This is a genomic window from Caballeronia zhejiangensis (assembly GCF_000698575.1).
GTDB classification, from domain to species: domain Bacteria; phylum Pseudomonadota; class Gammaproteobacteria; order Burkholderiales; family Burkholderiaceae; genus Caballeronia; species Caballeronia zhejiangensis.
On the sequence record NZ_JFHD01000006.1, the window covers coordinates 49,396 to 75,648 of the forward strand.

General features: G+C 63.7%; 23 protein-coding genes. 12 read left to right on the forward strand and 11 right to left on the reverse strand.

Annotated features, from left to right (window positions below):
- Positions 1-109 precede the first annotated feature (109 nt).
- On the reverse strand, positions 110-1,477 hold the full coding sequence (ffh, locus tag BG60_RS10940) for a signal recognition particle protein (protein ID WP_008342937.1): 1,368 nt from the start codon (positions 1,475-1,477) through the stop codon (positions 110-112).
- Between the two features lie 110 nt (positions 1,478-1,587).
- On the opposite strand from ffh, the gene BG60_RS10945 reads away from it, so the two are divergent.
- The 4 genes from BG60_RS10945 (at position 1,588) to BG60_RS10960 (ending at position 7,038) form a co-directional block, all read left to right on the forward strand.
- Positions 1,588-2,496 carry a cytochrome C assembly family protein gene (locus BG60_RS10945; protein ID WP_008342934.1) on the forward strand — a complete coding sequence of 303 codons (909 nt, stop codon included), beginning with the start codon at positions 1,588-1,590 and terminating at the stop codon, positions 2,494-2,496.
- 27 nt (positions 2,497-2,523) lie between these two features.
- The gene (locus tag BG60_RS10950; RefSeq protein WP_034471463.1) at positions 2,524-2,862 is read left to right on the forward strand and encodes a PP0621 family protein; all 339 of its coding nucleotides are present in this window, start codon (positions 2,524-2,526) and stop codon (positions 2,860-2,862) included.
- On the forward strand, positions 2,859-3,461 hold the full coding sequence (gene ampD / locus BG60_RS10955; RefSeq protein ID WP_051996471.1) for a 1,6-anhydro-N-acetylmuramyl-L-alanine amidase AmpD: 603 nt from the start codon (positions 2,859-2,861) through the stop codon (positions 3,459-3,461). The genes BG60_RS10950 and ampD overlap by 4 nt, the downstream gene beginning before the upstream one ends.
- 574 nt (positions 3,462-4,035) lie before the next feature.
- The gene (locus BG60_RS10960; protein ID WP_008342928.1) at positions 4,036-7,038 is read left to right on the forward strand and encodes a ribonucleoside-diphosphate reductase subunit alpha; all 3,003 of its coding nucleotides are present in this window, start codon (positions 4,036-4,038) and stop codon (positions 7,036-7,038) included.
- Between the two features lie 818 nt (positions 7,039-7,856).
- Here the strand turns inward: BG60_RS10960 and BG60_RS10965 are convergent.
- On the reverse strand, positions 7,857-9,254 hold the full coding sequence (locus BG60_RS10965) for an MFS transporter (protein ID WP_034471465.1): 1,398 nt from the start codon (positions 9,252-9,254) through the stop codon (positions 7,857-7,859).
- Positions 9,255-9,376: 122 nt separating this feature from the next.
- Between BG60_RS10965 and BG60_RS10970 the strand changes: the two genes are divergently transcribed.
- The 4 genes from BG60_RS10970 (at position 9,377) to BG60_RS36840 (ending at position 12,677) form a co-directional block, all read left to right on the forward strand.
- On the forward strand, positions 9,377-9,589 hold the full coding sequence (locus BG60_RS10970; RefSeq protein ID WP_034471468.1) for a DUF3820 family protein: 213 nt from the start codon (positions 9,377-9,379) through the stop codon (positions 9,587-9,589).
- Positions 9,590-10,282: 693 nt separating this feature from the next.
- On the forward strand, positions 10,283-11,524 hold the full coding sequence (locus tag BG60_RS10980; RefSeq protein WP_034471473.1) for a ribonucleotide-diphosphate reductase subunit beta: 1,242 nt from the start codon (positions 10,283-10,285) through the stop codon (positions 11,522-11,524).
- Positions 11,525-11,626: 102 nt separating this feature from the next.
- Positions 11,627-11,956, forward strand: coding sequence for a hypothetical protein (locus BG60_RS39520; RefSeq protein WP_075583500.1), 330 nt, complete (start codon positions 11,627-11,629; stop codon positions 11,954-11,956).
- Between the two features lie 31 nt (positions 11,957-11,987).
- Complete coding sequence (locus BG60_RS36840) at positions 11,988-12,677, forward strand: histone H1-like DNA-binding protein (protein WP_034471475.1); 690 nt, start codon at positions 11,988-11,990, stop codon at positions 12,675-12,677.
- A gap of 225 nt (positions 12,678-12,902) precedes the next feature.
- Here the strand turns inward: BG60_RS36840 and BG60_RS10990 are convergent, their stop codons facing one another.
- The 9 genes from BG60_RS10990 to BG60_RS11030 all read right to left on the reverse strand — a co-directional run bounded on the left by BG60_RS10990 (position 12,903) and on the right by BG60_RS11030 (position 21,096).
- Positions 12,903-13,382 carry an outer membrane lipoprotein gene (locus tag BG60_RS10990; RefSeq protein WP_034471477.1) on the reverse strand — a complete coding sequence of 160 codons (480 nt, stop codon included), beginning with the start codon at positions 13,380-13,382 and terminating at the stop codon, positions 12,903-12,905.
- A 17-nt stretch (positions 13,383-13,399) separates the two neighbouring features.
- Positions 13,400-14,338, reverse strand: a complete 939-nt coding sequence (locus BG60_RS10995) for a carbohydrate kinase family protein (protein WP_008342912.1) — start codon at positions 14,336-14,338, stop codon at positions 13,400-13,402.
- 117 nt (positions 14,339-14,455) lie between these two features.
- Entirely contained in the window at positions 14,456-14,956 is a 501-nt protein-coding gene (tpx, locus tag BG60_RS11000) for a thiol peroxidase (RefSeq protein ID WP_034471479.1), read from the reverse strand.
- 118 nt (positions 14,957-15,074) lie between these two features.
- Entirely contained in the window at positions 15,075-16,388 is a 1,314-nt protein-coding gene (locus BG60_RS11005) for a zinc-ribbon and DUF3426 domain-containing protein (RefSeq protein ID WP_008342908.1), read from the reverse strand.
- Positions 16,389-16,438: 50 nt separating this feature from the next.
- Entirely contained in the window at positions 16,439-17,341 is a 903-nt protein-coding gene (gene prmA, locus BG60_RS11010; RefSeq protein ID WP_034471481.1) for a 50S ribosomal protein L11 methyltransferase, read from the reverse strand.
- A gap of 25 nt (positions 17,342-17,366) precedes the next feature.
- Positions 17,367-18,734 (reverse strand): acetyl-CoA carboxylase biotin carboxylase subunit, encoded by a 1,368-nt coding sequence (accC, locus tag BG60_RS11015; RefSeq protein ID WP_008342904.1) that lies wholly within the window; start codon positions 18,732-18,734, stop codon positions 17,367-17,369.
- A 154-nt stretch (positions 18,735-18,888) separates the two neighbouring features.
- Entirely contained in the window at positions 18,889-19,362 is a 474-nt protein-coding gene (accB, locus tag BG60_RS11020) for an acetyl-CoA carboxylase biotin carboxyl carrier protein (protein WP_008342903.1), read from the reverse strand.
- 528 nt (positions 19,363-19,890) lie between these two features.
- Positions 19,891-20,430 (reverse strand): TlpA family protein disulfide reductase, encoded by a 540-nt coding sequence (locus BG60_RS11025; protein ID WP_008342901.1) that lies wholly within the window; start codon positions 20,428-20,430, stop codon positions 19,891-19,893.
- Positions 20,431-20,448: 18 nt separating this feature from the next.
- Positions 20,449-21,096 (reverse strand): hypothetical protein, encoded by a 648-nt coding sequence (locus BG60_RS11030; protein WP_008342899.1) that lies wholly within the window; start codon positions 21,094-21,096, stop codon positions 20,449-20,451.
- A 201-nt stretch (positions 21,097-21,297) separates the two neighbouring features.
- On the opposite strand from BG60_RS11030, the gene mpl reads away from it, so the two are divergent.
- The 4 genes from mpl to aroE all read left to right on the forward strand — a co-directional run bounded on the left by mpl (position 21,298) and on the right by aroE (position 26,253).
- Positions 21,298-22,701: a UDP-N-acetylmuramate:L-alanyl-gamma-D-glutamyl-meso-diaminopimelate ligase gene (gene mpl / locus BG60_RS11035; RefSeq protein ID WP_034471483.1), complete on the forward strand. Its 1,404-nt coding sequence runs from the start codon at positions 21,298-21,300 to the stop codon at positions 22,699-22,701.
- Positions 22,698-23,297, forward strand: a complete 600-nt coding sequence (locus BG60_RS11040; protein WP_008342897.1) for a YqiA/YcfP family alpha/beta fold hydrolase — start codon at positions 22,698-22,700, stop codon at positions 23,295-23,297. Before mpl ends, BG60_RS11040 begins: the two co-directional genes overlap by 4 nt.
- Positions 23,298-23,359: 62 nt before the next feature.
- A complete protein-coding gene (locus tag BG60_RS11045; RefSeq protein ID WP_033536347.1) occupies positions 23,360-25,414 on the forward strand; it encodes a ribonuclease catalytic domain-containing protein in 2,055 nt (684 codons plus the stop codon).
- A complete protein-coding gene (gene aroE / locus BG60_RS11050; protein ID WP_034471485.1) occupies positions 25,411-26,253 on the forward strand; it encodes a shikimate dehydrogenase in 843 nt (280 codons plus the stop codon). Before BG60_RS11045 ends, aroE begins: the two co-directional genes overlap by 4 nt.

Below are 26,253 nucleotides of genomic sequence, written 5' to 3' on the forward strand. Positions count from 1 at the left end.
AGGCTGACTTCTAAGTGTGGAAAAAAACGGCGGCGTGCGCCATATGATAAACCCGCGTTTCTTTCGAGTCGGACGCCCGAAGAGAACGCGGGTTCAATAAAAGTGCGGGTCAGCGCATGCCGGGCAGCATGCCCTTCATGCCGCGCATCATCTTTTGCAGGTTGCCGCCTTTCAGCTTCTTCATCATGCCGCGCATCTGCTCGTACTGGTTGAGCATGCGGTTCACCTCCTGAACGTGCACGCCCGCGCCCGCGGCGATACGGCGTTTGCGCGCCGCCTTGATGAGCTCCGGCTTCGCGCGTTCCTGCAGCGTCATCGAATTGATGATGCCTTCCATGCGGCGCATCTGCTTTTCCGCGTTGTTCATGTCCGCGCCTTGCGCGGCCTGCTGAAACTGCGCGGGCAGTTTGTCCATGAGTGACGAAAGGCCGCCCATCTTCTTCATTTGCGAGAGCTGCGCCTTGAAGTCGTTCAGATCGAAGTCGCCGCCTTTCTTGACCTTGTCGGCGAGCTTCTGCGCGGCCTGGCTGTCGACGCCGCGTTGCGCTTCCTCGACGAGCGCGAGAATGTCGCCCATGCCGAGAATCCGGTTCGCCATGCGATCCGGATGGAAGACTTCGAGGCCGTCGAGCTTTTCCGCGACGCCGACGAACTTGATCGGCTTGCCGGTGACGTTGCGCACCGAAAGCGCCGCGCCGCCGCGCGAATCGCCGTCGAGCTTGGTGAGCACGACGCCGGTGAGCGGCAGCGCGTCGTTGAACGCCTTCGCGGTGTTGACCGCGTCCTGCCCCAACATGGCGTCGACGACGAAGAGCGTTTCAGCGGGCTTGAGCAGCGCGTGCAGCTCGCTGATTTCCTTCATCATCGCTTCGTCGATACCGAGACGGCCGGCCGTATCGACGATCACCACGTCGTGATAGTGCCGCTTCGCCCAGTCGATCGCCGCGCGCGCGATATCCGCGGGCTTCTGATTCGCTTCCGACGGGAAGAAGTCGGCGCCGACCTGTTCCGTCACCGTCTGCAACTGACGGATAGCGGCGGGGCGATACACGTCGACGGAAACGGTGAGGACCTTCTTCTTGCTCTTTTCGCGCAGCAGCTTGGCGAGCTTGCCGGTCGTGGTGGTTTTGCCCGCACCCTGCAGACCGGCCATCAGGATCACGGCGGGCGGCGCGACCGCCAGATTCAGCTCGGCTGCCTTGCCTTCGTAATCGCCGCCGATCACGGCCGTCAGTTCCTTCTGGACGACGCCGACGAGCGCCTGACCCGGCGACAGGCTCGACAGCACTTCCTCGCCGAGCGCCTTTTCCTTCACCTTCGCGATGAACTCGCGCACGACCGGCAGCGCGACGTCGGCCTCGAGCAGCGCGAGACGCACTTCCCGCAACATCTCTTGCGTGTTGGCCTCGGTGAGCCGGGCTTCGCCGCGCAGCGTCTTGACGACGCGGGCCATCCGTTGAGTCAGGTTATCGAGCATGGGAAACGGTAGTGAATGCGGCCCTTTTTCAGCGCAAAACGACGTAATCGCCCCGCGTTGCCGCAAGGGAGAAAACGTCGTGATTCAAGGGCCTAGTGTAAACTTCGAACATGGATATTGTACTGTATGCCCTCACTGCGCTTCTCTATGGCGGACTCGCCGTAGCGGGCTGGCGCGCGCATCGCCACACGGCCGTGGAGCCGGCGCTGGCCGGCGTGCCTCCGGGCATCGCATCGCCGGCGGCGGCCAAAAAATCGCCGGACATGGGCGGATTGGGCCGCGCTCTATTATTAGTAGCGTTGCTCGTGCACGGCCTCCTGCTGCACACGACCATCTTTCCCCAGAACGCGATGATCTTCGGCTTCGCGTTCGCGCTCTCCGCGATGTTCTGGCTCGGCGCGGGCATCTACTGGATCGAGAGCTTCTTCTTTCCGCTCGACGGCCTGCGCCTGCTCGTATTGCCGCTCGCGTGCATCGCGTCGCTGTTGCCGCTCGTCTTCGGCGGCGTGCGCGTGCTGTCGTATTCCGCCGCGCCGATGTTCAAGCTGCATTTCCTGATCGCGAACATCGCGTACGGACTCTTCGCGATCGCCGCGCTGCACGCCGTGCTCATGCTGATGCTCGAACGCCGCCTGCAGCGCATGCGCGGCCTCGCGACGCGTCATACCGGCAATGGCTGGCTCGCGAGCTGGCTCGACACGCTGCCGCCGCTTCTGACTCTTGAAAAGCTGCTGTTCCGCCTGATCGCGGCGGGCTTCGTGCTGCTCACGCTCACGCTCGTGTCGGGCATCGCGTTCAACGAGCAACTGGTCGATCGCGCGCTGCGCTTCGATCACAAGACCGTGTTCGCGTTCGTCTCCTGGCTGATGTTCGGCGCATTGCTCACCGCGCGCCGCCTCTCCGGATGGCGCGGACGCGCCGCGTTGCGCTGGGTGCTGGCGTCGTTCGCCGCGCTGCTGCTCGCGTACGTCGGCAGCCGCTTCGTGTTCGAAGTGCTGCTGCATCGCGCGGTCGTCTGAGCGTCTGAATCTATCGGCATTGAATCGATGCGAAATTTCTTCTTTCTGATCGTCCTCTTTTTTCTGTGCCAGTGGCTTCTGAAGAAGCTGCGCCGCGCGAACGAGCGCGCGCAGCAGGGCGACGCGCCAGCCGGCGGCGCGACCGCGGGCGGAGCGCATGACGCACGCCGCGCCCGCAGCGGCAACGGTCATGGCAACGGCGCGGCCGCGAGCGCGCCGCAACTCGCCGATCCGCTCATCCGTTGCGCGCAGTGTGGCGTGCACACGCCGCGCAGCGAATCGATCATCGTCGCGGGCGAGCGCTTCTGCTGCAGCGATCACGCGCGCCATTACGCGGCCCGTCCGACCGGACGCGACGCACGATGAACACCAACGTCGTCAGACAGCGCGATCCGCATATCGACGCGCAAGGCTGGTTCACGCACGCGACGCGCCTGCCGTCGCCGAACTTCGAGGCGCGTCCGGGCGACGCGGTGCCGACGCTCATCGTCGTGCACAACATCAGCCTGCCGCCCGACGATTTCACGACGAACGCCATCGCCGATTTCTTCCTCAACAAGCTCGATCACGACGCGCATCCGTACTTCGATCATCTGCGCGGCATGCGCGTGTCGGCGCACTTCGTGATCCGTCGCGGCGGCGCGATCGAGCAGTTCGTCTCCTGCGACGAACGCGCGTGGCACGCGGGCGTCTCGTCGTTCTGCGGGCGCGAGCGCTGTAACGACTTTTCGATCGGCATTGAGCTCGAAGGCAGCGATCGCGTGCCCTTCGAAGACGCGCAGTACGACGCGCTCGCCGCGCTCGTGCGAGTCGTGGTGAAGCGCTATCCGATCGATGCAGTCGCGGGTCACTCGGACATCGCGCCCGGCCGCAAGACCGATCCGGGCCCGCATTTCGAGTGGTCGCGTCTGCGTCACGGCAGCGCGCTGCCGCCGTCGTTCTTTCCGTTTCAATCCAACATCTGAGCGCTGCGTAAGGTCTTTCTCGTTGCGGCGCAGCAGCGTCGCGCGCGAGGCCTTGTCGCGCTTTGCGATAGCAAAAGTCAACCCCGCTGCCGCAGACTCAGGGCAAATAAAACTTTTTGAGACTGCAATGTTGTCCACTATACTTGGTGCCGACAGACGTACTTTGCACTAGATCTTGTGTTGTTGACGCGGCGCCCGCTCCAGTGAGCCGGCGCCGTCGGCTTTCCGGCGTAGAAGAAGTTTGGCTGGCCCGGGGCGATGCGCGAGACGGTTTCTCTTTGCGAGGAGAGAGGCGTCGGGCGCGTCGGGCGCCAGCGAGCAGCACCGTGAAGAAGGCATGCAAGCAAGCGCGAATTGCGTCGACCGACACCGCGCGCCAACGCGGGCACCGCATGAGACGCCAATGACAATGCGGGCCGTAAGCGCCGCGATTCGTGTTTTCAGCCTGCTGCATTCACAGCCCGGCTTGACCGCCAAAACACCGCGCGACTTTCACGACGAGTTCGTGACGCGCGCGGCATAAGTGATAAATCCGCGGACCATCCGCACCAATCGAACACCAGGAGTTTTGCACATGCAAACCACCGAAAACGCCACGACTTCATTCGAAGGCGCATCCGCACAGCCGATGAGCGGTGCGCAGGGCGTGGGCGCTCAGGCGCTCGCGCCGAACACGACGTTTGCCGACTACAAGGTCATCCGTCGCAACGGAAGCGTGGTGTCGTTCGAGCCGACGAAAATCGCGATCGCCGTGACGAAGGCATTCATCGCGGTGAACGGCGGTCAGGGCGCAGCTTCGGCGCGTGTGCGCGAGCAAGTCGAGCAACTGACGCAAGCCGTCGTGCGCGCGCTCGTGCGCAGCCGTCCGCACGGCGGGACTTTCCACATCGAAGACATTCAGGATCAGGTCGAGCTCGCGCTGATGCGCGGCGGCGAGCACAACGTCGCGCGCGCGTACGTGCTGTATCGCGAGAAGCGCACGCAGCAGCGTTCGCAAGAGCGCTCGGCCGCGCAAAACGCGCAGTCGCACGAAGGCGCGATCAACGTGACGGACAACGGCGTCACGCGTCCGCTCGATCTCGAAGCGCTGAAGGCGCTGATCGTCTCCGCGTGCGCGAATCTGGGCGATGCGGTGTCCGCCGAGCCGATCGTCGCGGAGACGGTGAAGAACCTGTACGACGGCGTGCCGATGTCGCAGGTCTACGATTCGGCCATTCTCGCCGCGCGCACGATGATCGAGAAGGATCCGGCGTACAGTCAGGTCACGGCGCGCATCCTGCTGCACACGATCCGCCGCGAAATTCTCGAAGAGGAAGTGACGCAAGCCGAAATGGGCGAGCGTTACGCCGAATACTTCCCGCAGTTCATCAAGCGCGGCGTCGAAGCCGGCCTGCTGGATGACAAGCTGCAACAGTTCGACCTCAAGCGCCTCGGCGCCGCGCTCGATCAGAATCGCGATCTGCAGTTCGGCTATCTCGGCCTGCAGACGCTGTACGACCGCTACTTCCTGCACGTCGACGGCACGCGCATCGAGTTGCCGCAGGCATTCTTCATGCGCGTGGCGATGGGCCTGTCGCTGAACGAGATCGACCGTGAAGCGCGCGCGATCGAGTTCTACAACGTGCTGTCGTCGTTCGACTTCATGTCGTCGACGCCGACGCTCTTCAATTCGGGCACGCATCGCTCGCAATTGTCGTCGTGCTATCTGACGACGGTCGCCGACGATCTCGACGGCATCTACGAAGCGCTGAAGGAAAACGCGCTGCTCTCGAAGTTCGCGGGCGGCCTCGGCAACGACTGGACGCGCGTGCGTGCGCTCGGCTCGCACATCAAGGGCACGAACGGCAAGTCGCAGGGCGTCGTGCCGTTCCTGAAGGTCGTGAACGACACGGCCGTCGCGGTGAACCAGGGCGGCAAGCGCAAGGGCGCGGTGTGCGCGTACCTGGAATCGTGGCACCTCGACATCGAGGAATTCCTCGAGCTGCGCAAGAACACCGGCGATGACCGTCGCCGCACGCACGACATGAACACGGCGAACTGGATTCCCGATCTGTTCATGAAGCGCGTCGTCGAAGGCGGCGACTGGACGCTGTTCTCGCCGTCGACCTGCCCGGACCTGCACGATCTGTTCGGCGCCGACTTCGAAAAGGCGTACGTCGCTTACGAAGAGAAAGCCGCGCGCGGCGAAATCAAGCTGTTCAAGAAGCTGCCGGCGGCGCAACTGTGGCGCAAGATGCTTGGCATGCTGTTCGAGACGGGCCATCCGTGGATCACGTTCAAGGATCCGTGCAATGTGCGTTCGCCGCAGCAGCACGTCGGCGTCGTGCACTCGTCGAACCTGTGCACCGAAATCACGCTGAACACGAGCGAGACGGAAATCGCCGTCTGCAATCTGGGCTCGGTGAACCTCGTCGCGCACATGGTGAAGCAGGCCGATGGCAGCTACGCGCTGGATCACGCGAAGCTCAAGCGCACGATCAGCGTCGCGATGCGCATGCTCGACAACGTCATCGACATCAACTACTACGCGGTGCCGAAGGCGCGCAACTCGAACCTGAAGCATCGTCCGGTCGGCATGGGCATCATGGGCTTCCAGGACTGCCTGCATCTGCTGCGCACGCCTTATGCGTCGGGCGAGGCGGTCGAGTTCGCGGATCGTTCGATGGAAGCCGTCTGCTACTACGCGTACTACGCGTCGACGGAACTCGCGGAAGAGCGCGGTCGTTACGCGACGTATCGCGGCTCGCTGTGGGATCGCGGCATTCTTCCGCAGGATTCGCTGAAGCTCCTGGCCGAGGCGCGCGGCGGTTATGTCGAAGTGGATACCTCGGAGACGATGGACTGGGCGCAACTGCGCTCGCGCATCTCGACGTACGGCATGCGCAACTCGAACTGCGTGGCGATCGCGCCGACGGCGACGATTTCGAACATCATCGGCGTGTCGGCGTGTATCGAGCCGACGTTCCAGAACCTGTATGTGAAGTCGAATCTGTCGGGCGAATTCACGGTGGTCAACGACTACCTCGTGCGTGATCTGAAGGCGCGCGGCCTGTGGGACGAAGTGATGGTGTCCGATCTGAAGTATTTCGACGGCACGCTTTCGCGCATCGACCGCATTCCGGCCGATCTGCGCGCGATCTACGCGACCGCGTTCGAAGTCGACCCGAAGTGGCTCGTGGAAGCGGCGTCGCGCCGTCAGAAGTGGATTGATCAGGCGCAGTCGCTGAACATCTACATGGCGGGCGCGTCGGGCAAGAAGCTCGACGAGGTCTACAAGCTCGCTTGGATTCGCGGTCTCAAGACGACGTACTACCTCCGCACGATGGCGGCGACGCACGTCGAGAAGTCGACCGTGGCGCACGGTGCGTTGAATGCGGTGCCTTCTTCTTCCGGTGACGGTGGGGCGGGTGCGGCTGGCGGGTTTGGTGGCGGTGCGGCGTCGGCTGCCGGGAATGGTGGCTTCAATGCTGCTGCCGCGAGCGCGCCGGCGGTGGAGGCGGCTCAGGAAGCCGATGGTCCCGTCTGTATGATGCGCCCCGGCGATCCGGGCTTCGATGAGTGTGAGGCTTGTCAGTAAGTTTTTGAGCTGAGAGTCGGTCTCTGCGGACCGGTGCTGGGTGCTTCCTGCTTATGGAAGCGGTCGGTGCCGGTCCGTTTTTGCTTTTTGCTTTTTGCATTTTGCTTTGCGTTTTGGTTTCGGTTTCGCCGGATCCCGCTTTCGTGTCGGTCTATTAGCGTTGCCCCTGTGCGGGGCGGCACTCACTTTCTTTGCTGCTGCAAAGAAAGTAAGCAAAGAAAGCAGCTTTTCAGGCCCGCGGTCACACGCACGTTGGGTAGTACTCTCGTCCCAGGCGGCACTCGCCTAAAGAGTGCCCTCAAACACCTAATCGGGCTTGGATCGCGCACGGTCCGCCGCCCGAAGACGTTGAGGACATTGGTTCAGCACGAGATGGCTTCGGCACAGCGCTACGCGCTGCCGCTGGGTCTGCAAGGGAAACCAACGGGCGACGATTGCAGTGAGATGGAGGCGCTAGTGGAGAAGCACATGCATCCCCGATTGACCGTTCGGCCGCGAAGCGGGCCGGAGCTATTTGGTGCTGAACCCGTTTGGTGTGTGGTGCGATGAGACGGACCGTGCGCGAGCCAAGCCCGATGGGACCGATGAGGGCACTCTTTAGGCAGCCCACGATGGACGAGAGGACTACCCAAATTGCGTGTGACCGCGGGCGTATCAGTAGCTGCTTTCTTTGCTTACTTTCTTTGCAGCAGCAAAGAAAGTGAGTGCCGCCCCGCACAGGGGCAGTGCTAATAGACCGACACGATCACGGGATCCGGCGAAACACCGAGCCGACACGATCACGGGATCCGGCGAAACAAAAACGCAAAACAGCGAACTCACCCCCGCGTACCGCGAGAAATCTCCGTCCCCGCATCATGCGAAAGCCGCGCCGTAATCGGCATCGAAAGAAAAGAGAACAGCCCGACGACGACAAACGCCGGCCAGAAATCCGACCATTGCACACTCGCATGACCGTTCAGATATTGCGAGAGCTCGAGCGTGATCCCCGCGATCGTCACGCCAAGCCCGAGCGAAACCTGCTGCACGAAGCTAGCAAGGCTCGTCGCGCGGCCCACATCGCGTGTTTCGATCTCAGCGTAAGCAAGCGAGTTGAGGCTCGTGAACTGCAACGCAGGGAAGAAGCCGCCGAGCAGCACGACGGCCCAGATCACCCAGGCCGGCGTGCCGGGAAAGAACGCGCCGCACGCCGCGATCGCGATACCCGACAACGCCGCGTTGTAGAACAGCGTCTGACGGAAGCCGAAGCGATGCAGCACGCGCGATGCGAACGAGCGCATGAACATGCCGCCGAAAGCCGACGCGCACGTGATCGCGCCGGACTTGAACGCGCTCATGCCGAGACCCTCCTGCAGCGCGAGCGGCAGAAGAAACGGCACGGCGCCAAGCCCGATGCGAAACATCGAACCGCCGAGCACGCTCGCCTGAAACGTCGACACGCGGAAAAAGCGCAGATCGAGCAGCGGCTTCTCCACACGTCGCGCGTGGACGCAGTACAGCACGACCATCAGCGCGCCGGCGACGCACATCGCAAAGGCGACGCGCTGCGGAATCAGTTCGCCGCCGACGAGCGAGAGCCCGAGCAACAGCAGCACGCCCGCGCTCGCGGAGAGAAAGAAACCGAACCAGTCGAGACGGCCCGGATGTTCCTCGTGCGAGTTGGCGATGTAGCGGTTGGTCAGCCAGATGCCCGCGATGCCGATCGGGATGTTGATGAAAAAGATCAGGCGCCAGTGCAGATACGTCGTGATGAAGCCGCCGAGCAACGGCCCGACCGCTGGTCCGAGCATTGCGGGCACCGAGAGGTAATTCATCGCGCGTATGAACTCGGAGCGGCGCACCGAGCGAAAGATGATGATGCGGCCGACAGGCACCATCATCGCGCCGCCGACGCCCTGGATGAAGCGCGCGACGGTGAAGGGGCCAAGCGATGTGGAAGCCGCGCACAACAGCGAGCCGACGACGAACACGCCGATGGCCGTGCGGAACACGGCGCGTGCGCCGAAGCGGTCGGCGACCCATCCGCAGATCGGTATGAAGACGCCGAGTCCGAGCACGTAGCTCGTGACCGCAACCTTCAGCGTCACGGGATCGCGTCCAAACGCGCGCGCCATTTCAGGAATCGCGGTAACGATGACGTTGGCGTCGACGCTTTCCATGAACATCGCGCACGCGACGATGAGAGGGGCAATGAAAGCTTTGACGGCCAGCGGCATGTTGATTCGCGATCGACTCTCGGCGGCAAGAGCGGCGATTATGGCACCGATATGCAGCAATCGCTGAAGGATCGAAGCGCGCTGCGTGGTGCGATGAACATTGAACGAGGAGTGAAGAAGCGATGGACCCGCAAGACCTGCAGCGTCTCGTCACGCAGACGATGCCCTATGGCAAATACAAGGACAGGCTCATCGCCGATCTGCCCGGTCACTATCTCGCGTGGTTCGCGCGTGAGGGTTTTCCACAAGGCAAACTCGGCAGCCTGCTCGCGTTGATGCAGGAGATCGATCACAACAATCTGCGCTCGCTGCTCGATCCGTTGCGCGGCCGATGAGCCTTGCGCAGCGCGGTTTCGGGTGAGACGGATCGTCGCGTAAACACGCTATAGATTGTGTTGGCGAGATTTGCAAGCACAAGATATTGTGGAAATACGAGACGTCAAATGCTAAACTTCGGCAACGAATTCGACGCGCGCAGCAGGCATCGACGCTCCATCCAAGTGCTTGCGTCAGCGTGTATCGAGCGATGCGAAGTGCGTGCGGTCACACACATCGAAGCTCATCGAAGAGGAGCGCATGAAGGTCGCGCGTTCATCGATTCGCGACGCATGTTTTGCATCGCATCGCGGGTCGACGAGAGACTTCGATCGATGATCGCAACGCGTCACGCTTCGATGCGTTCGCGCTTGGCAACACAGCATCGAGCGGATCTTCGCAATGAAGCGCGCGTGCTTCGCATTGCACAAGCCGCGTCGTCCGCAGAGCCTTGCGCGACAAGGCTTGCAGAGCAGCGATGAAGTCACGCGAAAGCACGCTGCGATGTCACGGAAGTCACTCGATCAGGACCGCTTCACACTCGATTCAAGAGATGTCGCATCGAGCTTCACACACACGGCTTCGAGCCAAGTGTTGTATGCAGGTAGCAACGTCGAATCTAAATCGCATGAAAACGAGAATTTTCATGAGCAAACTCTTTTATCGCTCATGAAAAGATGGTACAAACCGATCTAAATTGATGGTGAGAATTTATGCTCAACTGGGATGACGAGACCACTGCCGTAGCTCCCTCGAGCGCTCCGCAACCGAACCCGTTGCGTAACGCTCAAGGCACGACTTTCGGTACGCAGGCAGCGCAAGCTGCAACTCATCAAGCTGCCCATCAGATTGCTCAGGCGAACAACATCTTTTCCGATGGCTTCGTTCCGCCCGCAGCCGCAACGCCTTCCGCCAGCGCGATCGCCGCGCAAAGCGAAGCGCGCGTCAATGTCGCCGACAAGCGCATCATCAACGGCAAGACCGACGTCAATCAGCTCGTCCCGTTCAAGTACAAGTGGGCGTGGGAGAAGTACCTCGCCGGTTGCGCAAACCACTGGATGCCGCAGGAAGTGAACATGTCGCGCGACATCGCCCTGTGGAAAGACCCGAACGGTCTCTCGGATGACGAGCGCCGCATCGTCAAGCGCAACCTCGGCTTCTTCGTCACGGCGGACTCGCTCGCCGCGAACAACATCGTGCTCGGCACGTACCGTCACATCACCGCTCCGGAGTGCCGCCAGTTCCTGCTGCGCCAGGCGTTCGAAGAGGCGATCCACACGCACGCGTACCAGTACATCGTCGAATCGCTGGGTCTCGATGAAAGCGAGATCTTCAACGCGTATCACGAGGTCAAGTCGATCCGTGACAAGGACGAGTTTCTGATTCCGTTCATCAACACGCTGACCGACCCGGCCTTCACGACCGGCACGCTCGAAGCGGACCAGAAATTGCTGAAGTCGTTGATCGTGTTCGCCTGCATCATGGAAGGCCTGTTCTTCTATGTCGGCTTCACGCAGATTCTGGCGCTGGGTCGCCAGAACAAGATGACGGGCGCGGCGGAACAGTATCAATACATCCTCCGCGATGAATCGATGCACTGCAATTTCGGCATCGACCTCATCAACCAGATCAAGCTGGAAGAGCCGCAACTGTGGACCGCCGACTTCAAGGCAGAGATCCGCGAGCTTTTCAAGCAGGCTGTCGATCTTGAATATCGCTACGCTGAAGACACCATGCCGCGCGGGGTTCTCGGCCTGAACGCGTCGATGTTCAAGAGCTACTTGCGGTTCATCTGCAACCGGCGTTGCCAGCAGATCGGACTGGACCCGCTCTTCCCGAACGAGGAAAACCCGTTCCCGTGGATGAGCGAAATGATCGACTTGAAGAAGGAACGCAACTTCTTCGAGACACGCGTGATTGAGTATCAAACCGGCGGCGCGCTCACCTGGGAATAATAAAAATCAGGACGTGTTGCAGACGAAATCGATGGGACGGACGGGCAGCAGCGTGTCGCTCACGCGCGCCCGGCCGACAAGGTTTAGGAGAACGGTCGCCTGATGCAAAGTGCGCCTACTGACTTGGCGGGCCGTGTGGCCCGAATAGAAGACAGGCGTTTTGCGCTCCCTGAAAAGGGATGGGCAAACTTCCCCCCGGAAAATGCCAGCGGCATGCTCGCTGGCTCGATCAAGCGATGGCCGGCGCCGCGAAGAAGCGGTGCTGACTCAATTTGGCGCGCGGTGCCTCGGGGCACGGCGCGCCTTGCCGTATTCATTAGCGTAAGCAGGTGGCATCAGCGTACGCCGATGAATAATCCGCTTCGTAGCGTGCGTTATAGAGAAGGCGACACGTGGGAAGCGGGTTTTGACGAAGGGTGTTGTTTGAACTGACTCTCATCTGAAAACCTGAAGGAGAAAAACCATGGCAGTTGCCAAGAAAAAACCCGCCGCAAAGAAGGCTGCAGCGAAGAAAGTCACCGCCAAGAAGGCCGCTCCGGCGAAGAAGGTTGCGGCCAAGAAGGTCGCTGTGAAGAAGGTTGCAGCGAAGAAAGTAGCGGCGAAGAAGGTCGCAGCGAAGAAGGTCGCGGCGAAGAAGGCACCCGCGAAGAAAGCCGCAGCGAAGAAAGTCGCGACCAAGAAAGTAGCGGCGAAGAAGGTTGCTGCAAAGAAGGTCGCGGCGAAGAAGGCTCCCGCGAAGAAGGCCGCAGCGAAGAAAGTCGCGACCAAGAAAGTAGCGACGAAGAAGGCCGCAGCCAAGAAGGCGCCTGCGAAGAAGGCCGCGGCGAAGAAGACCGCGGCGAAGAAGGCGCCGGCGAAGAAGGCCGCAGCGAAGAAGGCCGCTGCGAAAAAGGCTCCCGCGAAAAAGGCTGCTGCGAAGACCGCAGCCGCTGCGCCTGCGCCTGCTGCTGCGCCCGCACCCGCTGCGAAGAAGGCCCCCGCGAAAAAGGCTCCGGCCAAGAAGGCCGCTGCTGCGAAGAAGACTACGGCTGCCGCTCCTGCCACGACGGCAACGACCGTCTCGGCGCCTGCTCCGGCCGCTCCGGCTGCTGCGGTCAAGACGGCGTTGAACCCGGCAGCGGCATGGCCGTTCCCGACGGGCAGCCGTCCGTAAGCTCTCGCAGTACGCAGCACCCAGGCACAGTGCGCTGTGCCCTTAGTCCGGGTATGCCTACCCGGCCTGAACCCGTCGTCGGGGAGACCTGGCGGCGGGTTTTTCGCTTCGGCCAACGAATTTCATCGCTTGCTCGGGGCGCCGAAAAAGAAAAAGCGCATGCGTCTTTCGATACATGCGCATTCTTAGGATGACGCGGCGCTATTCGTCCGCTGAATGCCCTCGTCAGTGAGTGACGCGCGTAACGCCGCCGCTCGACAACAGACGCACCCGCTCGCCCGCCTGGAAGACTTCGCCGTTCGCGGTCTGCGTGATCGCGCGCAGGTCGCCGTTATCGAGGCGCACGGTGATCTCGAGACCGTTCTTCATCGCGACGTTATTCTCGACCGCGTTGCCCGCGACGGCGCCAGCCAGCCCGCCGATGATGCCCGCGATGATCGAACCGTTGCCGCCGCCGATCGCACTCGCCGCCGCGACGCCGCCGAGCGCGCCGCCGCCGATCGTGCCGAGGCCCGTAGGCTGGCCGTTGTTCGAGCTGATCTTCACGCCGCGCACGCTTTCGACGGTCGCCATGCGCACCGTTTCCTCACGCTGCGCCTGCGACGCCGTGTAGACGTCCGACGAACTGCTGTTGTAGGCGCAGCCCGTCAGCGCCACCGAGCCGACGAGCGCCATGGCCAGCGCGATACGACTTACCGTTTTCATTCCTTCACTCCAATCATTCAGAACAGGCTGCTTCCGAAGGCCTGCTTGAAACGCTCTTCGATTTCGGCGCGCGTCGGCGCGTAGGTTTGCGGCCCCTGATGTTCGATTTTCAGCGAACCCATCAGACTCGCGAGACGACCCGTTTTCTCCCAGCCAAGCTTGTTTTCGATGCCGTACAGGAGCCCGCCGCGGAATGCGTCGCCGCAACCTGTCGGATCGACCACCTGACGCGCCGCGACGACCGGAATCTCGGCGACGCCATCTTCATGATAGATCTGCGCGCCGTGTTCGCCACGCGTGACGACGAGGGCATCGACCCGGCTCTTGATGTCTTCGATCGACCAGCCGGTCTTGTTGCTCAGCAGCTTGGCTTCGTAATCGTTGACCGCCACGTAGGTGGCGAGTTCAATCATGCGACAAAGTTCCACGCCGTCCAGAATCGGCAATCCCTGGCCCGGGTCGAACACGAACGGCACGCCCGCGCGCGCCAGCCCTTCGGCGTGCTCGCGCATGCCTTGAGCGCCGTCCGGTGCGACGATGCCGAGCGAGATGCCCTGCGCTTCGTCGGCGCGGTTCAGATGCGATTCCATCATCGCGCCGGGGTGGAACGCGGTGATCTGGTTGTTCGCGAGATCGGTCGTGATGAAGCATTGCGCCGAGTGCTGATCGGCCAGCACGCGCACGTATTCCTTTGACAAACCGAGCGCGTCGAGCCGGTCGATGTAGAGCTGCGCATCCGCCGCGCCGAGCGTCGCCATGATCTTCGGATCGCCGCCGAGCAGCTTCAGCGCATACGCGATGTTGCCCGCGCAGCCGCCGAAGTTGCGCCGCATCGTCGGCACCAGGAAGCTGATGTTCAGCATGTGCACCTGATCCGGCAGGATGTGGTCGCCGAAGCGCCCCTGGAAAGTCATGATGTTGTCGTAGGCGAGCGAGCCGCAAATGAGCGTAGCCAAGGCGAACGTCCTTTATAGATAGGGGCCGAGGTGAAAAATCCGCATACGGCGCGCGGCGAGCGCTTCACCGTGCCTCGTATGCGCGGACCGCTCCGGTCGGAAGCGGTCCGGCGAGATTTACTTCAGCGCGGCGAGCGCTGCGTCGTAGTTCGGCTCATTCTTGATCTCGGGCACGAGCTCCGAATGCAGCACCTTGTTGTTCTCGTCGAGCACGACCACGGCGCGCGCCGTCAGACCCTTGAGCGGGCCGCTCGTCACGTCGACGCCGTAAGCCTGCGCGAATTCGTGGCCGCGGAACGTCGATGCCGTCACGACATTGGCGATACCTTCGGTCGTGCAGAAGCGCTTCGCGGCGAACGGCAGATCGCCCGAAACCACGACCACGACCGTGTTGTTCAGACCGGCGGCCGCTTCATTGAATTTGCGCGTCGAGGTGGCGCAGGTCGGCGTGTCGAGACTCGGCACGATGTTCAGTACCTTGCGCTTGCCCGCGAAGTTCGCGAGCTTGACGTCGCCGAGATCGGCGCCGACGAGTGTGAATTCGGACGCCTGCTGGCCCGGGCCCGGGAACTTGCCGCTGACGTCGATAGGGTTGCCGCCGAGGGTAACTTGACTCATGTTGCGCTCCAGAGAATTGTCAGATGCTGACGGGAAAATCGCGCGTGCAGGCGCCGTGAGGAGCATGACGCGCGTCGTGTGGAACCGGGGCAGGCGGCGTTCGCGCGCCTGCCCGACATCACGGGTAAAAGACCTGAACCCGGTAATTGGCGGCAACCGCGTCGCCCGTATCCAGCCGGACGATCACCGGTTGCGCGCTTTGCGGCGCGAGGCCGACGGCGAATATCGTACCCGGTCGCGCGTAATCCTGCGGCCAGAGCACGCGCCGGATCGCGACGTTGTTCTTGTCGTCGAGCAGCGTGAGTTCGAGCGCCGGATACGCCAGCGCGACGTCCATCCGGTTGCGCAGCGACAATTTCAGTTCGAGCTTGTGTGGGCCGTCCACCTGACGCAGCCCCGAACTCTCGATCTGCAATCCGTCGATGTCGCGCGGCGGCGAGATCGTGCAGCCGATCTGATCGCAGACGTTCGAATAGAGCGCGTGCGAGCCGGGCACGTAGACCATCAACGTTTCGCGTTGCCACCATGCGAGCTGCACGAGCAACAGCAACGCCAGCAGCACGGCGACGATGACACCCACGACACGTCCCGCCTTCCCGGCTCCGCCGCGGCCACGCACCGGCGCGCGCGTTTCCCGCGACTCGCGAATCACGGGAAACGCCTCGTTCGCGCTGACGCGCCGAGCAGGAGCGGGCGGCTTCTTGGCGCCGAAACCGGGCTCCGCGTCGTCGCGCCATGCGGGTACGGCCGGTTCCGCGGCGGCGCGCGCGGGCGGCGCGTCCGGCTGATGAACCGGACCGATGAACGGCTCGGCGCGATCGTCGACAGCATTGGCGAGCGGCGCGACGGGCGGTTCGCCGAGCGGCGTATCGTCGGCTTGCTCGGAGTTCGCGGCATCGGGATGTGGCACGCCGACGCGAATGTACTGCTTCAGGCGGGCGGGTTCCGAAGGCAACGCGGACGGCTCGTTCGCGGCATCGGCTTGATCGGGTTCGCTGCGCGGCGGCGCGGTGCGTGTCTGGCTCGACGCGCTCGACGATGCAGGAGCGTTCGCATAGACGGTGCCTTCGCTGTCGGCATCGGGATGCTTGATGGAACTCGGCGCGCCGAGATCGAGGTTGCGCGGCGCGAACGGGCGCGGCTTGAGCGGCGCATCGGGCGGCGCGGTCACATGCGCGGGTGCATCGGCGGCGGCAGCGTGGCCTGCGCCCGAGCTTGTCGCGGGACCGACGGCGGCATCATCGTCGATGATCGCGGCATGCTGAGCGACGCCTGCCGCGGCCGGCTCGTCCGGAAGCTCGAAGCGATGATGCGCGGCATCGAAAACTTCCTGACAGTGTCCGCAGCGCACGCGGCCGTCATGCGGCGCGAGCAGATGCGGGTCCAGCTTGAATACGGTTTCGCAGTGGGGGCAGCGGGTTGCCAGCGCCATATAAGAAGTGCCGTTGGCCTGACGGCCTGATCGTGGAGGATGGCGCTATTCTAAAGGCTTTCGCGCCGCGTTCCCGCGAGGCATACCCAGCCTTCGTGCTCGCGCCAAACGCCGATGTCGATCCACTTCGCATAGACCGCCGCGACCTCGTCGGCCTGGCGCGCGAGCACGCCCGACAGCGCGATTCTGCCGCCCGGCTTTACCTTCGCGGCGAGCATCGACGCCATCAGCTTGAGCGGATTCGAGAGGATGTTCGCGACGACGATATCGAACTCGCCGGCGGGGCACGCATCGGGCAGGCCGTAGCTCACGTCCGCGCGATTGCGCTCGCTGTTCTGACGCGCCGACTCGACCGCTTGCGGATCGATGTCGATGCCGACGACCGGATCGGCTCCGCACTTCTTCGCGAGAATCGCGAGGATGCCGGAGCCGCAGCCGTAATCGAGCAGCGATTGTCCCGGCTTTACCGACTGCTCCAGCCATTCCATGCAAAGCCGCGTGGTCGGATGGCTGCCGGTGCCGAACGCGAGGCCCGGATCGAGTTCGAGCACGAGCGCGTTCGGATCGGGCGCGTCGTGCCACGAAGGCACGACCCAGATGCGCTCGCCGATGGCGATCGGATCGAACTGCGCCTGCGTGAGACGCACCCAGTCCTGCTCCTCGACCTCGCGCACCGTGAACTGCGGGGTTGCCGCGAGGCCGATCTCGTTCGCGGCCGCGGCGAGCAGCACGTCGGGATCTGCGTCCTCGGCGAGCAGCGCGACGACGCGCGAACGGTTCCACGCACTCTTTTCAGGCACGAGACCCGGCTCGCCGAAGAGCGGCTGTTCGTCGGGCGTGTCGGCGTCGGCGTCTTCGACGGACACCGACAGCGCGCCGACTTCAAGCAGCGCATCCGACAGCGCTTCCGCGTGCTCGCGATCCAGCTCGGCGATCAGTTCCCGGTAACTCATGCTATCTCTCTGAATAAGGCGTGCTTCAGGACTCTTCGGCGACGGCGGCCTGGCGCGCGGCCAGCTTGTTCTCGAGATAGTGAATGCTCGTGCCACCTTCGACGAACTTCGCGTCGATCATCATTTCGCGATGCAGCGGGATGTTCGTCGAAATGCCTTCGACGACCATTTCCGACAGCGCGATACGCATGCGGTTGATCGCCTGCTCGCGCGTCGCGCCGAACGCGATCAGCTTGCCGATCATCGAATCGTAGTTCGGCGGAACGAAGTAGTTCGCATACGCGTGGGAATCGACGCGAATGCCCGGGCCGCCCGGCGTATGCCACGACGTGATGCGTCCCGGCGACGGCGTGAACTTGAACGGATCTTCCGCGTTGATGCGGCACTCGATCGCGTGGCCGCGGAACTGGATGTCCTTCTGGCGGATCGAGAGCTTTTCGCCCGCGGCGATGCGGATCTGCTCCTGCACGATATCGACGCCCGTGATGAGTTCCGTCACCGGATGCTCGACCTGCACGCGCGTGTTCATTTCGATGAAGTAGAACTCGCCGTTCTCGTACAGGAACTCGAACGTGCCCGCGCCGAGATAGCCCATCTTCTTGCACGCGTCGGCGCAACGGTCGCCGATGCGCTCGATCAGCCGCCGCGCAATGCCCGGCGCCGGCGCTTCCTCGATCACCTTCTGGTGACGGCGCTGCATCGAGCAGTCGCGCTCGCCGAGCCAGATCGCGTTACGGAACGAGTCCGACAACACCTGAATCTCGATGTGGCGCGGGTTCTCGAGAAACTTCTCCATGTACACCTGCGGGTTGCCGAAGGCGCGGCCCGCTTCTTCGCGCGTCATGTTGACGGCGTTCACGAGCGCCGCTTCGGTGTGCACCACGCGCATGCCGCGCCCGCCGCCGCCGCCCGCCGCCTTGATGATGACGGGGTAGCCGATTGCGCGCGCAATCTTCACGATCTCGCGCGGATCGTCCGGCAATGCGCCTTCAGAGCCCGGTACGCACGGCACGCCGGTCTTGATCATCGTCTGCTTGGCGGTGACCTTGTCGCCCATCAGGCGGATGGTCTCGGGACGCGGCCCGATGAACGTGAAGCCCGATTGCTCGACGCGCTCGGCGAAGTCGGCGTTTTCGGAGAGAAAGCCGTAGCCGGGATGGATGGCTTCGGCGTCGGTGACTTCGGCCGCACTGATGAGCGCCGGCATGTTCAGGTACGAGAGATTCGAAGGCGCCGGTCCGATGCATACGGCTTCGTCGGCCAGCTTGACGTACTTCGCTTCCTTGTCGGCTTCGGAATAGACGACGACTGTCTTGACGCCCAGCTCGCGGCACGCGCGCTGGATGCGAAGCGCGATTTCGCCGCGGTTCGCAATGAGAATTTTTTCAAACATAGTGGGTCGGCTCATCAACGGGCTCGCGCGAGCGGCCCTCGGGGATCCAATCGGCGGCGCGCTTCTCGACGAATCGATGCCGCATGAAGCGCGCCGGCGCGGCGGGGCCGGGCGGCGGCTGCGAGGCGCATCCGCGGCACGGCCCGGTGCGCCTTTAGTCGCCGATCACGAAGAGCGGCTGGCCGTACTCGACCGCCTGGCCGTTCTCGACGAGGATTTCCTTCACGACGCCGGCCTTGTCCGCTTCGATTTCGTTCAAGAGCTTCATCGCTTCGATGATGCACAGCGTCTGGCCTTCCTTCACCGTATCGCCGACCTGGATGAACGGATCCGCGCCCGGCGACGGCGCACGGTAGAACGAACCGACCATCGGCGAGGTCACGATGTGACCTTGCGGCGCGGCGGCCGCGGGCGCAGCGGCTGCCGGCGCGCCGGCTTCGCCTGCACCGCCGAATTGCGGCGCGGCCGGCGACTGCACTTGCGGTGCGTACTGCTGCGGCGCCTGCATGTAGACCGGCGCGGCGTTCTTGACGATGCGAACCTTGCCTTCGCCTTCCGTCACTTCCAGCTCCGAGATGCCGGATTCCGAGACGAGGTCGATCAGCGTTTTCAGTTTACGAAGGTCCATCGAAAAATCCCCTTTCAATACTTGGAGACCGGGACTGCCCGGCACTTGACTTGATTTGTGGGTGCTCTGACTGCTCAGCCGCGAGTCGGCGCGGCCAGCCGTCCCACGCGCGCGCTCGCGAAAGCGCCCGCGCAAACGACGGCTGCAGAATCGGTCGGCACGCCGGTAGCGTTCGTGTCGAACGTATCGGCGTGGTCGCTTCGAAGCGCGCGCCCGAACAGCACGCGGATGACGGCTGCGGATGCTCCACGCCTTCCGACCGCCGTTTTGCGGAGGTCGGACTTGACGGCGAGGGGGCCACATGGCACCGGCAGAGTTGTCATAGTCGCTTCGGGTTGTGCGGAATTCGGCGCACTTTAGCGCCGTTTAGAGAATTTTGTCTAGTTTTACTGTGCAGTCCGGCTCGCAACCATGGGACAAATTACCGCCGCGTATTGGGAGTCGCGTCGAATTTCCAGCAAGATCGGCGTACTGCGTGCTAACTCGCAGCTTACTCGACGCAAGCCACGGCGTACACGCAGCCAATTTTTACAGGCTGTCGAGCGTATGTTTCAGCTCGGCCGGGTCCACTTCGCCCAGTTTCGTGGAGCGGATTGTCCCATTCGCGTCGATCACGACGGTAAATGGCAGGCCGCCCGCATTATTGCCGAAGCTACGCGCAAGATCCGCGCCGCCGAAGCCGGTGACGTAGACGGGATAGTCGACCGGCACTTTCTTAAGAAAATCGTTGACGTTCTTCTCGCTATCGACGCCGAGTCCGATGAACGTTATGCCTTTCTTTTCGTAATCGCGCTGCATCGCGGAGAGCGTCGGCATTTCCTTCACGCACGGTCCGCACCACGACGCCCAGAAGTTCACGACGACCGGCTTGCCCTTGAACGCCGCGAGCGGTTGCGACGTGCCGGAAGCGCCCGGCGGCGTCGCCTTCCACAGTTGATCGACGGCGTTGCCGCTCGGCTGCGTCGCGGCCACGGTATCGCCGCCAGTGAACAGATGGCCCGCGTAGAAGCCGCCGACGGTCGCGGCGACAGCGACCACGAGGGCCGCCAGAATGCGTGTGCTTTTCATGAGCGTAGAGAAGAAAGATCAGCCGCTGATCTCGAGCGGCGGGACATCGGGATGATCGAGCAGCGTGCGTACGGCCGCCGCGTTCGCGCGGGCGAGGCGGCCGCGGTTGTCCGCGCGCACCGCGCCGCGCAGATCGTCGGGACCGTAGAGCGCGATATGCACGCCGACCGGCTCCTCGTCGCGTGCGCGATGCAGAAAGCTCAGCGTCTCGACATAGCCGCGCCCGGCGAAGTGCCGCGTCTCGGACACGTCGTATTGCACGTTCGCGTTCAGCAGATAGATCGCGACTTCCTTGGGATTGTCGCAGAAGCATTGCAGATGAATATCGGAGTGCTCGCCTGCGGTGCCGTTGAGCACCGCGCCCGTCAGATATGGATCGAAGGGTGTCAGGCGCTCCATCCAGTCGAGCGCGACTTCGCGCATCCGGCGCAGCACGGCTGGCTGGCTGTCGCTCTGGAAAATCGCCTGATACTCGCGGATTTCCTCTTCGATCTGGTCGTTATCGGGCAGGAACTCGCCGCCGATCTTCGCCTCGCCGACGACCTGCCGCGCAGCCTTGCGCTTGGCGGTGGAGTAGTCGAGGCCGTCTTCGGCGATCATCCTCGCGGCAGCGATCGCGATTTCCTCGCGCACGCGCTGCGGATCGAAATGTGATTTGCGAACCATGCCGGAATGATACTAGATAAGCTCGAGCGGCCCTTTTGCGGGCCAAGGACGGCAGGCTTGCGCCGGCGAAAAAGCGCTTAGCCTGCTCGGTTACAATATGCGCCTTCAGGCGCCTTTCTGCACGGGTTTGCCCTCAGGTTCACCGGTACGGCGCCGTTCCTGTTTTCGCATCTCAATCGCCCGCGCGGCGCGACACGGTTTATGCACATCCACATCCTCGGCATCTGCGGCACCTTCATGGGCGGACTTGCCGTCCTGGCGCGCGAGGCGGGCCACAAGGTCACCGGCTGCGACGCCGGCGTCTACCCGCCGATGAGCACGCAACTCGAAGCCCAGGGCATCGAACTGATCGAAGGTTACGGCATCGAGCAGCTCGCGCTCGAGCCGGATCTCTTCGTCATCGGCAACGTGGTGACGCGCGGCAATCCGCTGATGGAAGCCATCCTCGATCGCGGCCTGCCATACACATCGGGCCCGCAGTGGCTCGGCGAGCATGTGCTGAACGGCAAATGGGTGCTCGCGGTGGCGGGCACGCACGGCAAGACCACGACGAGCTCGATGCTCGCATGGCTGCTCGAAGACGCGAGCATGAATCCCGGCTTTCTGATCGGCGGCGTGCCGCTGAACTTCGGCATTTCCGCGCGCCTGACCGATTCGAGCTTCTTCGTCATCGAAGCCGACGAGTACGACACCGCATTCTTCGACAAGCGTTCGAAGTTCGTGCATTACCGTCCGCGCACGGCCGTGCTCAATAATCTCGAATTCGATCACGCCGATATCTTCCCCGATCTCGCGGCCATCGAAACGCAATTCCACCACCTTGTGCGCACGGTGCCGGGCGTCGGGCGCATCGTCACGAACGGGCGCGAGACAGCGCTGGAACGCGTGCTCACGCGCGGCTGCTGGTCGGGCGTCGAACGCTTCGGCGTCGAAGGCGGATGGGAGGCGCTGCCCGTCGAACAAGGCGCGGCCGTCGACGAGCAGTTCGCCGTGTACTGGGAAGGCGAGCGCCAGGGCGTCGTCGACTGGCAGGTGCAGGGCGAGCACAATCGGATGAACGCGCTCGCTGCGATCGCGGCCGCGCGCTCGGTCGGCGTGCCGGCGGCGCAATCGGCGAAATCGCTCGCAAGTTTTCGCAACGTTAAGCGGCGCATGGAAGTGAAGGGCAGCGTCGACGGCGTCACCGTCTACGACGACTTCGCGCATCATCCGACCGCAATCGAGACGACCGTCGCGGGCCTGCGCACGCGCATCGGCAATTCGGATACGTCGCGCATCCTCGCCGTGCTGGAGCCGCGCTCGAACACGATGAAACTCGGCACGATGAAAGCGCAATTGCCGGCGAGTCTCGCGGGCGCGGATCTCGTCTTCGGCTACGGCGCGCGCGAAGGCCGCGACAAGCTCGGCTGGAACCTCGCAGAAGCGCTCTCCCCGCTCGGCGACAAGGCGCGGGCATTCGACGAAATCGAACCTCTGGTGAAGGCGGTCGCGGCCGCCGCGCGCCCCGGCGACCACGTACTCGTGATGAGCAACGGCGGCTTCGGCGGCGTCCATCAGAAACTGCTCGACGCGCTTTCGGCGCGTGGCGCAGGAGGACATTCGTGATTCTCTATCTGCACGGCTTTCGCTCGTCTCCCCAATCGTTCAAGGCGCGCGTGATGCACGCGCGGCTCGCGGAACTCGGGAGGCTCGGCGAATGGCAGTGCCCGTCGCTGCCGGTATCGCCGTGCGATGCCGTCGCGCTGGCCGAATCGCTCGCGGCGGGCGAGAAAGCGGGCGATGTGACCGTCGTCGGCAGTTCGCTCGGCGGCTATTACGCGACGTATCTCGCGGAGAAACACGGCTGGCGCGCCGTGCTGCTCAATCCGGCGGTCGTGCCGGATCGCGATCTGAGCCATTTTCTCGGCGAGCAGCCGTTGTGGCACGGCGGCGGAACGATCACCGTGCTGCCGCGCCATCTCGACGAGTTGCGCGCGCTCAAGGTCGAATCGATCACGCGGCCCGAGCGCTACTATCTGATCGCGGCGACGGGCGACGAAGTGCTCGATTACCGCACGATGCTCGACCACTATCCCGGCGTGCGAACCACGCTGATTCAGGGCAGCGATCACGCGATCAGCGACTTCCCGGCTTATCTCGCCGATGTCATCGCGTTCTGCGACCAGGCGCCGCCACCCGTGCGCGCGACCGCAGCCGCCTGAGCCCATTCATTCGCCGGCGCGCGGCAAGCGCGGCCCGGTCCACCGTTTTACGAGAGTATTGAGTGAACGTTTTCTTCGAGGAATCGGGTAGTTTCAAGGCCGGATCGGTGTTGTCGAAACAGGGCGACGCGTTCCAGGTCGAATTGCCGGGCGGCCGGCGCGCGAAAGTGCGCGCGAAAGACGTGCTGATCGAGTTCGAGAAGCCCGCAGCCGGCGATCTGATGCAGGAAGCCGACGCCATCGCGCAGGAGATCGATCTCGACTTCCTGTGGGAATGCGCGCCCGACGAGGAATTTCCGTTCGCCGCGCTGGGCGCGGATTACTTCGGCGACAAGTTCGGACCCGCCGAACGCGCGGCGCTCGTCCTGCGCATGCACGGCGCGCCGGTTTACTTCCGGCGCAAAGGGCGCGGCCAGTATCAGCGCGCGCCGCAGGAACAATTGCAGATGGCGCTCGCGTCGCTCGAACGCAAGCGTCAGCAGGCGCTCGTGCAGCAGGGCTGGGAAGAGGAACTGAAGGCGGGCAAGCTGCCCGATGCGCTGAAGGGCAAGGCGATCGGCCTGCTCACGAAGCCGGACAAGAATTCGATCGAGTACAAGGCGCTCGAAGCGGCGGCGGCGGCGCGCGGCATCTCGCAGGCGCGGCTGATGCTCGAATGCGGCGGCATCGCGTCGCCCCGACAGTTGCACGAGGCGAAGTTCCTGTCGGAGTTCTTTCCGCACGGCATTGGCTTTCCGTCGGTACAGCCGGGACCGCTGCCCGAGGATTTGCCGGAAGCGCACGTCGAAGCGTTCTCCATCGACGACGTCACCACCACCGAAATCGACGATGCCTTCTCCGTCGAGCATCTTTCGGATGGCCGCGTGCGCGTGGGTATCCACATCGCGGCGCCGGCGCTCGGCATTACGCGTGGCGACACGATCGACGCCATCGCGCGCGGGCGTCTCTCCACGGTCTACATGCCCGGCGACAAGATCACGATGCTGCCCGACAACGTCGTCGACGTGTTCACGCTCGGCGAGGGCGGGCTGCGCCCGGCGCTGTCGCTGTACATCATCGTGAATCGCGAGACGCAGGATATCGTCGCCACTGAAACGCGCGCCGAACGCGTGTTCGTGAAAAGCAACCTGCGCCACAACCATCTCGACGAGTTCGTCACCGAGGAAACGCTCGCGGCCGGCACGGGCGACTATCCGCACAAGGAAGACATCGCGGTGCTGTGGCCGCTCGCGCAGGCGCTCTTCGAAAAGCGTCAACAGGCGCGCGCGACTTACGGCCTCAAGCGCGAAGTGCAGCGCAACAACGACTTCAACTTTTATGTCGATGGCGAGCACATCACGATCACGCCGCGCCGTCGCGGTTCGCCGCTCGATCTGATCGTCGCGGAACTGGCGATTCTCGCGAATTCGTCGTGGGGCGCGTTCCTCAACGATCACGGCGTGCCGGGCATCTATCGCTCGCAGCGCGGCTTCGGCGGTCCGGGACCGAAACGCACGCGCATGCAGACGACGCCCGCGCCGCACGAAGGCCTCGGCGTCGCGCAATATGCGTGGAGCACGTCGCCGCTGCGCCGTTATGTCGACCTCGTCAATCAATGGCAGTTGCTCGCGTGCGTGCAGCATGGCGTGACGGCCAAGCTCGCCGCGCCGTTCAAGCCGAAGGACGCGGACCTTTTCGCCGTCGTGCAGGGTTTCGACGACACGTACACCGCGTATGCCGATCACCAGCGCCGCATGGAGTATTTCTGGTGCCTGCGCTGGCTCAAGCAGGAGAACAGGAAGCACGTTCCCGCTTCGGTCATCAAGGACGATCTCGTGCGGCTCGAAGAGATTCCGCTGATCCTGCACGTGCCCGGCCTCGGCGTGCATGCGCGCGGCACGCGTGTGATGCTCGAAGTCGTATCGATCGACGAGCTGACGGTCGAAGCATCGTGCCGTCTGCTGCACGTGATCGACGCGCCGTCCGCGAGCGCGCCGGTCGAGGAAGAAGAGGCGGAAGAAGAGATCATCGAGACGAGCGATCTTTCTGCCGAAAGCGAAGCCGAAGCGCAGGCGGAAGCGTCGGTGGAGCAACCACAACCGGAAACGCCCGACAACGCGCAGGAACCGACGCCATGAAAGACCAATACGCGGTGATCGGCAATCCGATCGAGCACAGCAAATCGCCGTGGATTCACGCGCAGTTCGCCGCGCAGACCCGCGAGCCGATCGAATACGGCCGCATTCTCGGGCCGCTCGATGGCTTCACGCGTGAAGTGAAGGCGTTCATCGCGTCGGGCGGACGCGGCATGAACGTCACCGTGCCGTTCAAGCTCGAAGCGCACGCGCTCGCCGATTCGCTGTCGCCGCGCGCGGCAGCGGCGGGCGCGGTGAACACGCTCGCCTTCGGGCCGGATGGCGTGCGCGGCGACAACACCGATGGCGTCGGCCTCGTGCGCGACATCGAAGTGAATCTCGGCGTGAGTCTGAAAGGCGCGCGCATTCTGCTGCTCGGCGCGGGCGGCGCGGCGCGCGGCGTCGTGCTGCCGATCTTCGATCGCGCGCCGGCCGCCCTCACCATCGTCAACCGCACGGCGGCGAAGGCGCTTCAGCTCGTCGATCAGTTCGCGCAGAACGCGTCCGAGTGCGGCGTGCGTTTTTCGGGCGGCGGCGCCAACAGCGCGGAAGCCGGGCAGTACGACGTGATCGTCAACGCGACCGCGGGCAGCCTCGACGCCGCCTTGCCCGATTGCGACGACAGCGCGTTCGGCGCGGGCACGCTCGCCTACGACATGATGTACGGCGCGCAGCCGACCGTCTTCATGCAACACGCGTCGAAGCTCGGCGCGCGCGCATCGGACGGTCTCGGCATGCTGGTCGAGCAGGCCGCTGAATCGTTTTTCATCTGGCGCGGCGTGCGCCCGGATGGCGGCGCGGTGCTGCGCGATCTGCGCGCCGCGCTGGCCGCGAAAGCCTGA

Bases quoted from the DNA above. Each gene is read 5' to 3' on its own strand.
- ffh (WP_008342937.1), bottom strand. From the start codon at position 1,477: ATGCTCGATAACCTGACTCAACGGATGGCCCGCGTCGTCAAGACGCTG.
- BG60_RS10945 (WP_008342934.1), top strand. From the start codon at position 1,588: ATGGATATTGTACTGTATGCCCTCACTGCGCTTCTCTATGGCGGACTC.
- BG60_RS10950 (WP_034471463.1), top strand. From the start codon at position 2,524: ATGCGAAATTTCTTCTTTCTGATCGTCCTCTTTTTTCTGTGCCAGTGG.
- ampD (WP_051996471.1), top strand. From the start codon at position 2,859: ATGAACACCAACGTCGTCAGACAGCGCGATCCGCATATCGACGCGCAA.
- BG60_RS10960 (WP_008342928.1), top strand. From the start codon at position 4,036: ATGCAAACCACCGAAAACGCCACGACTTCATTCGAAGGCGCATCCGCA.
- BG60_RS10965 (WP_034471465.1), bottom strand. From the start codon at position 9,254: ATGCCGCTGGCCGTCAAAGCTTTCATTGCCCCTCTCATCGTCGCGTGC.
- BG60_RS10970 (WP_034471468.1), top strand. From the start codon at position 9,377: ATGGACCCGCAAGACCTGCAGCGTCTCGTCACGCAGACGATGCCCTAT.
- BG60_RS10980 (WP_034471473.1), top strand. From the start codon at position 10,283: ATGCTCAACTGGGATGACGAGACCACTGCCGTAGCTCCCTCGAGCGCT.
- BG60_RS39520 (WP_075583500.1), top strand. From the start codon at position 11,627: ATGCAAAGTGCGCCTACTGACTTGGCGGGCCGTGTGGCCCGAATAGAA.
- BG60_RS36840 (WP_034471475.1), top strand. From the start codon at position 11,988: ATGGCAGTTGCCAAGAAAAAACCCGCCGCAAAGAAGGCTGCAGCGAAG.
- BG60_RS10990 (WP_034471477.1), bottom strand. From the start codon at position 13,382: ATGAAAACGGTAAGTCGTATCGCGCTGGCCATGGCGCTCGTCGGCTCG.
- tpx (WP_034471479.1), bottom strand. From the start codon at position 14,956: ATGAGTCAAGTTACCCTCGGCGGCAACCCTATCGACGTCAGCGGCAAG.
- BG60_RS11005 (WP_008342908.1), bottom strand. From the start codon at position 16,388: ATGGCGCTGGCAACCCGCTGCCCCCACTGCGAAACCGTATTCAAGCTG.
- prmA (WP_034471481.1), bottom strand. From the start codon at position 17,341: ATGAGTTACCGGGAACTGATCGCCGAGCTGGATCGCGAGCACGCGGAA.
- accC (WP_008342904.1), bottom strand. From the start codon at position 18,734: ATGTTTGAAAAAATTCTCATTGCGAACCGCGGCGAAATCGCGCTTCGC.
- accB (WP_008342903.1), bottom strand. From the start codon at position 19,362: ATGGACCTTCGTAAACTGAAAACGCTGATCGACCTCGTCTCGGAATCC.
- BG60_RS11025 (WP_008342901.1), bottom strand. From the start codon at position 20,430: ATGAAAAGCACACGCATTCTGGCGGCCCTCGTGGTCGCTGTCGCCGCG.
- BG60_RS11030 (WP_008342899.1), bottom strand. From the start codon at position 21,096: ATGGTTCGCAAATCACATTTCGATCCGCAGCGCGTGCGCGAGGAAATC.
- mpl (WP_034471483.1), top strand. From the start codon at position 21,298: ATGCACATCCACATCCTCGGCATCTGCGGCACCTTCATGGGCGGACTT.
- aroE (WP_034471485.1), top strand. From the start codon at position 25,411: ATGAAAGACCAATACGCGGTGATCGGCAATCCGATCGAGCACAGCAAA.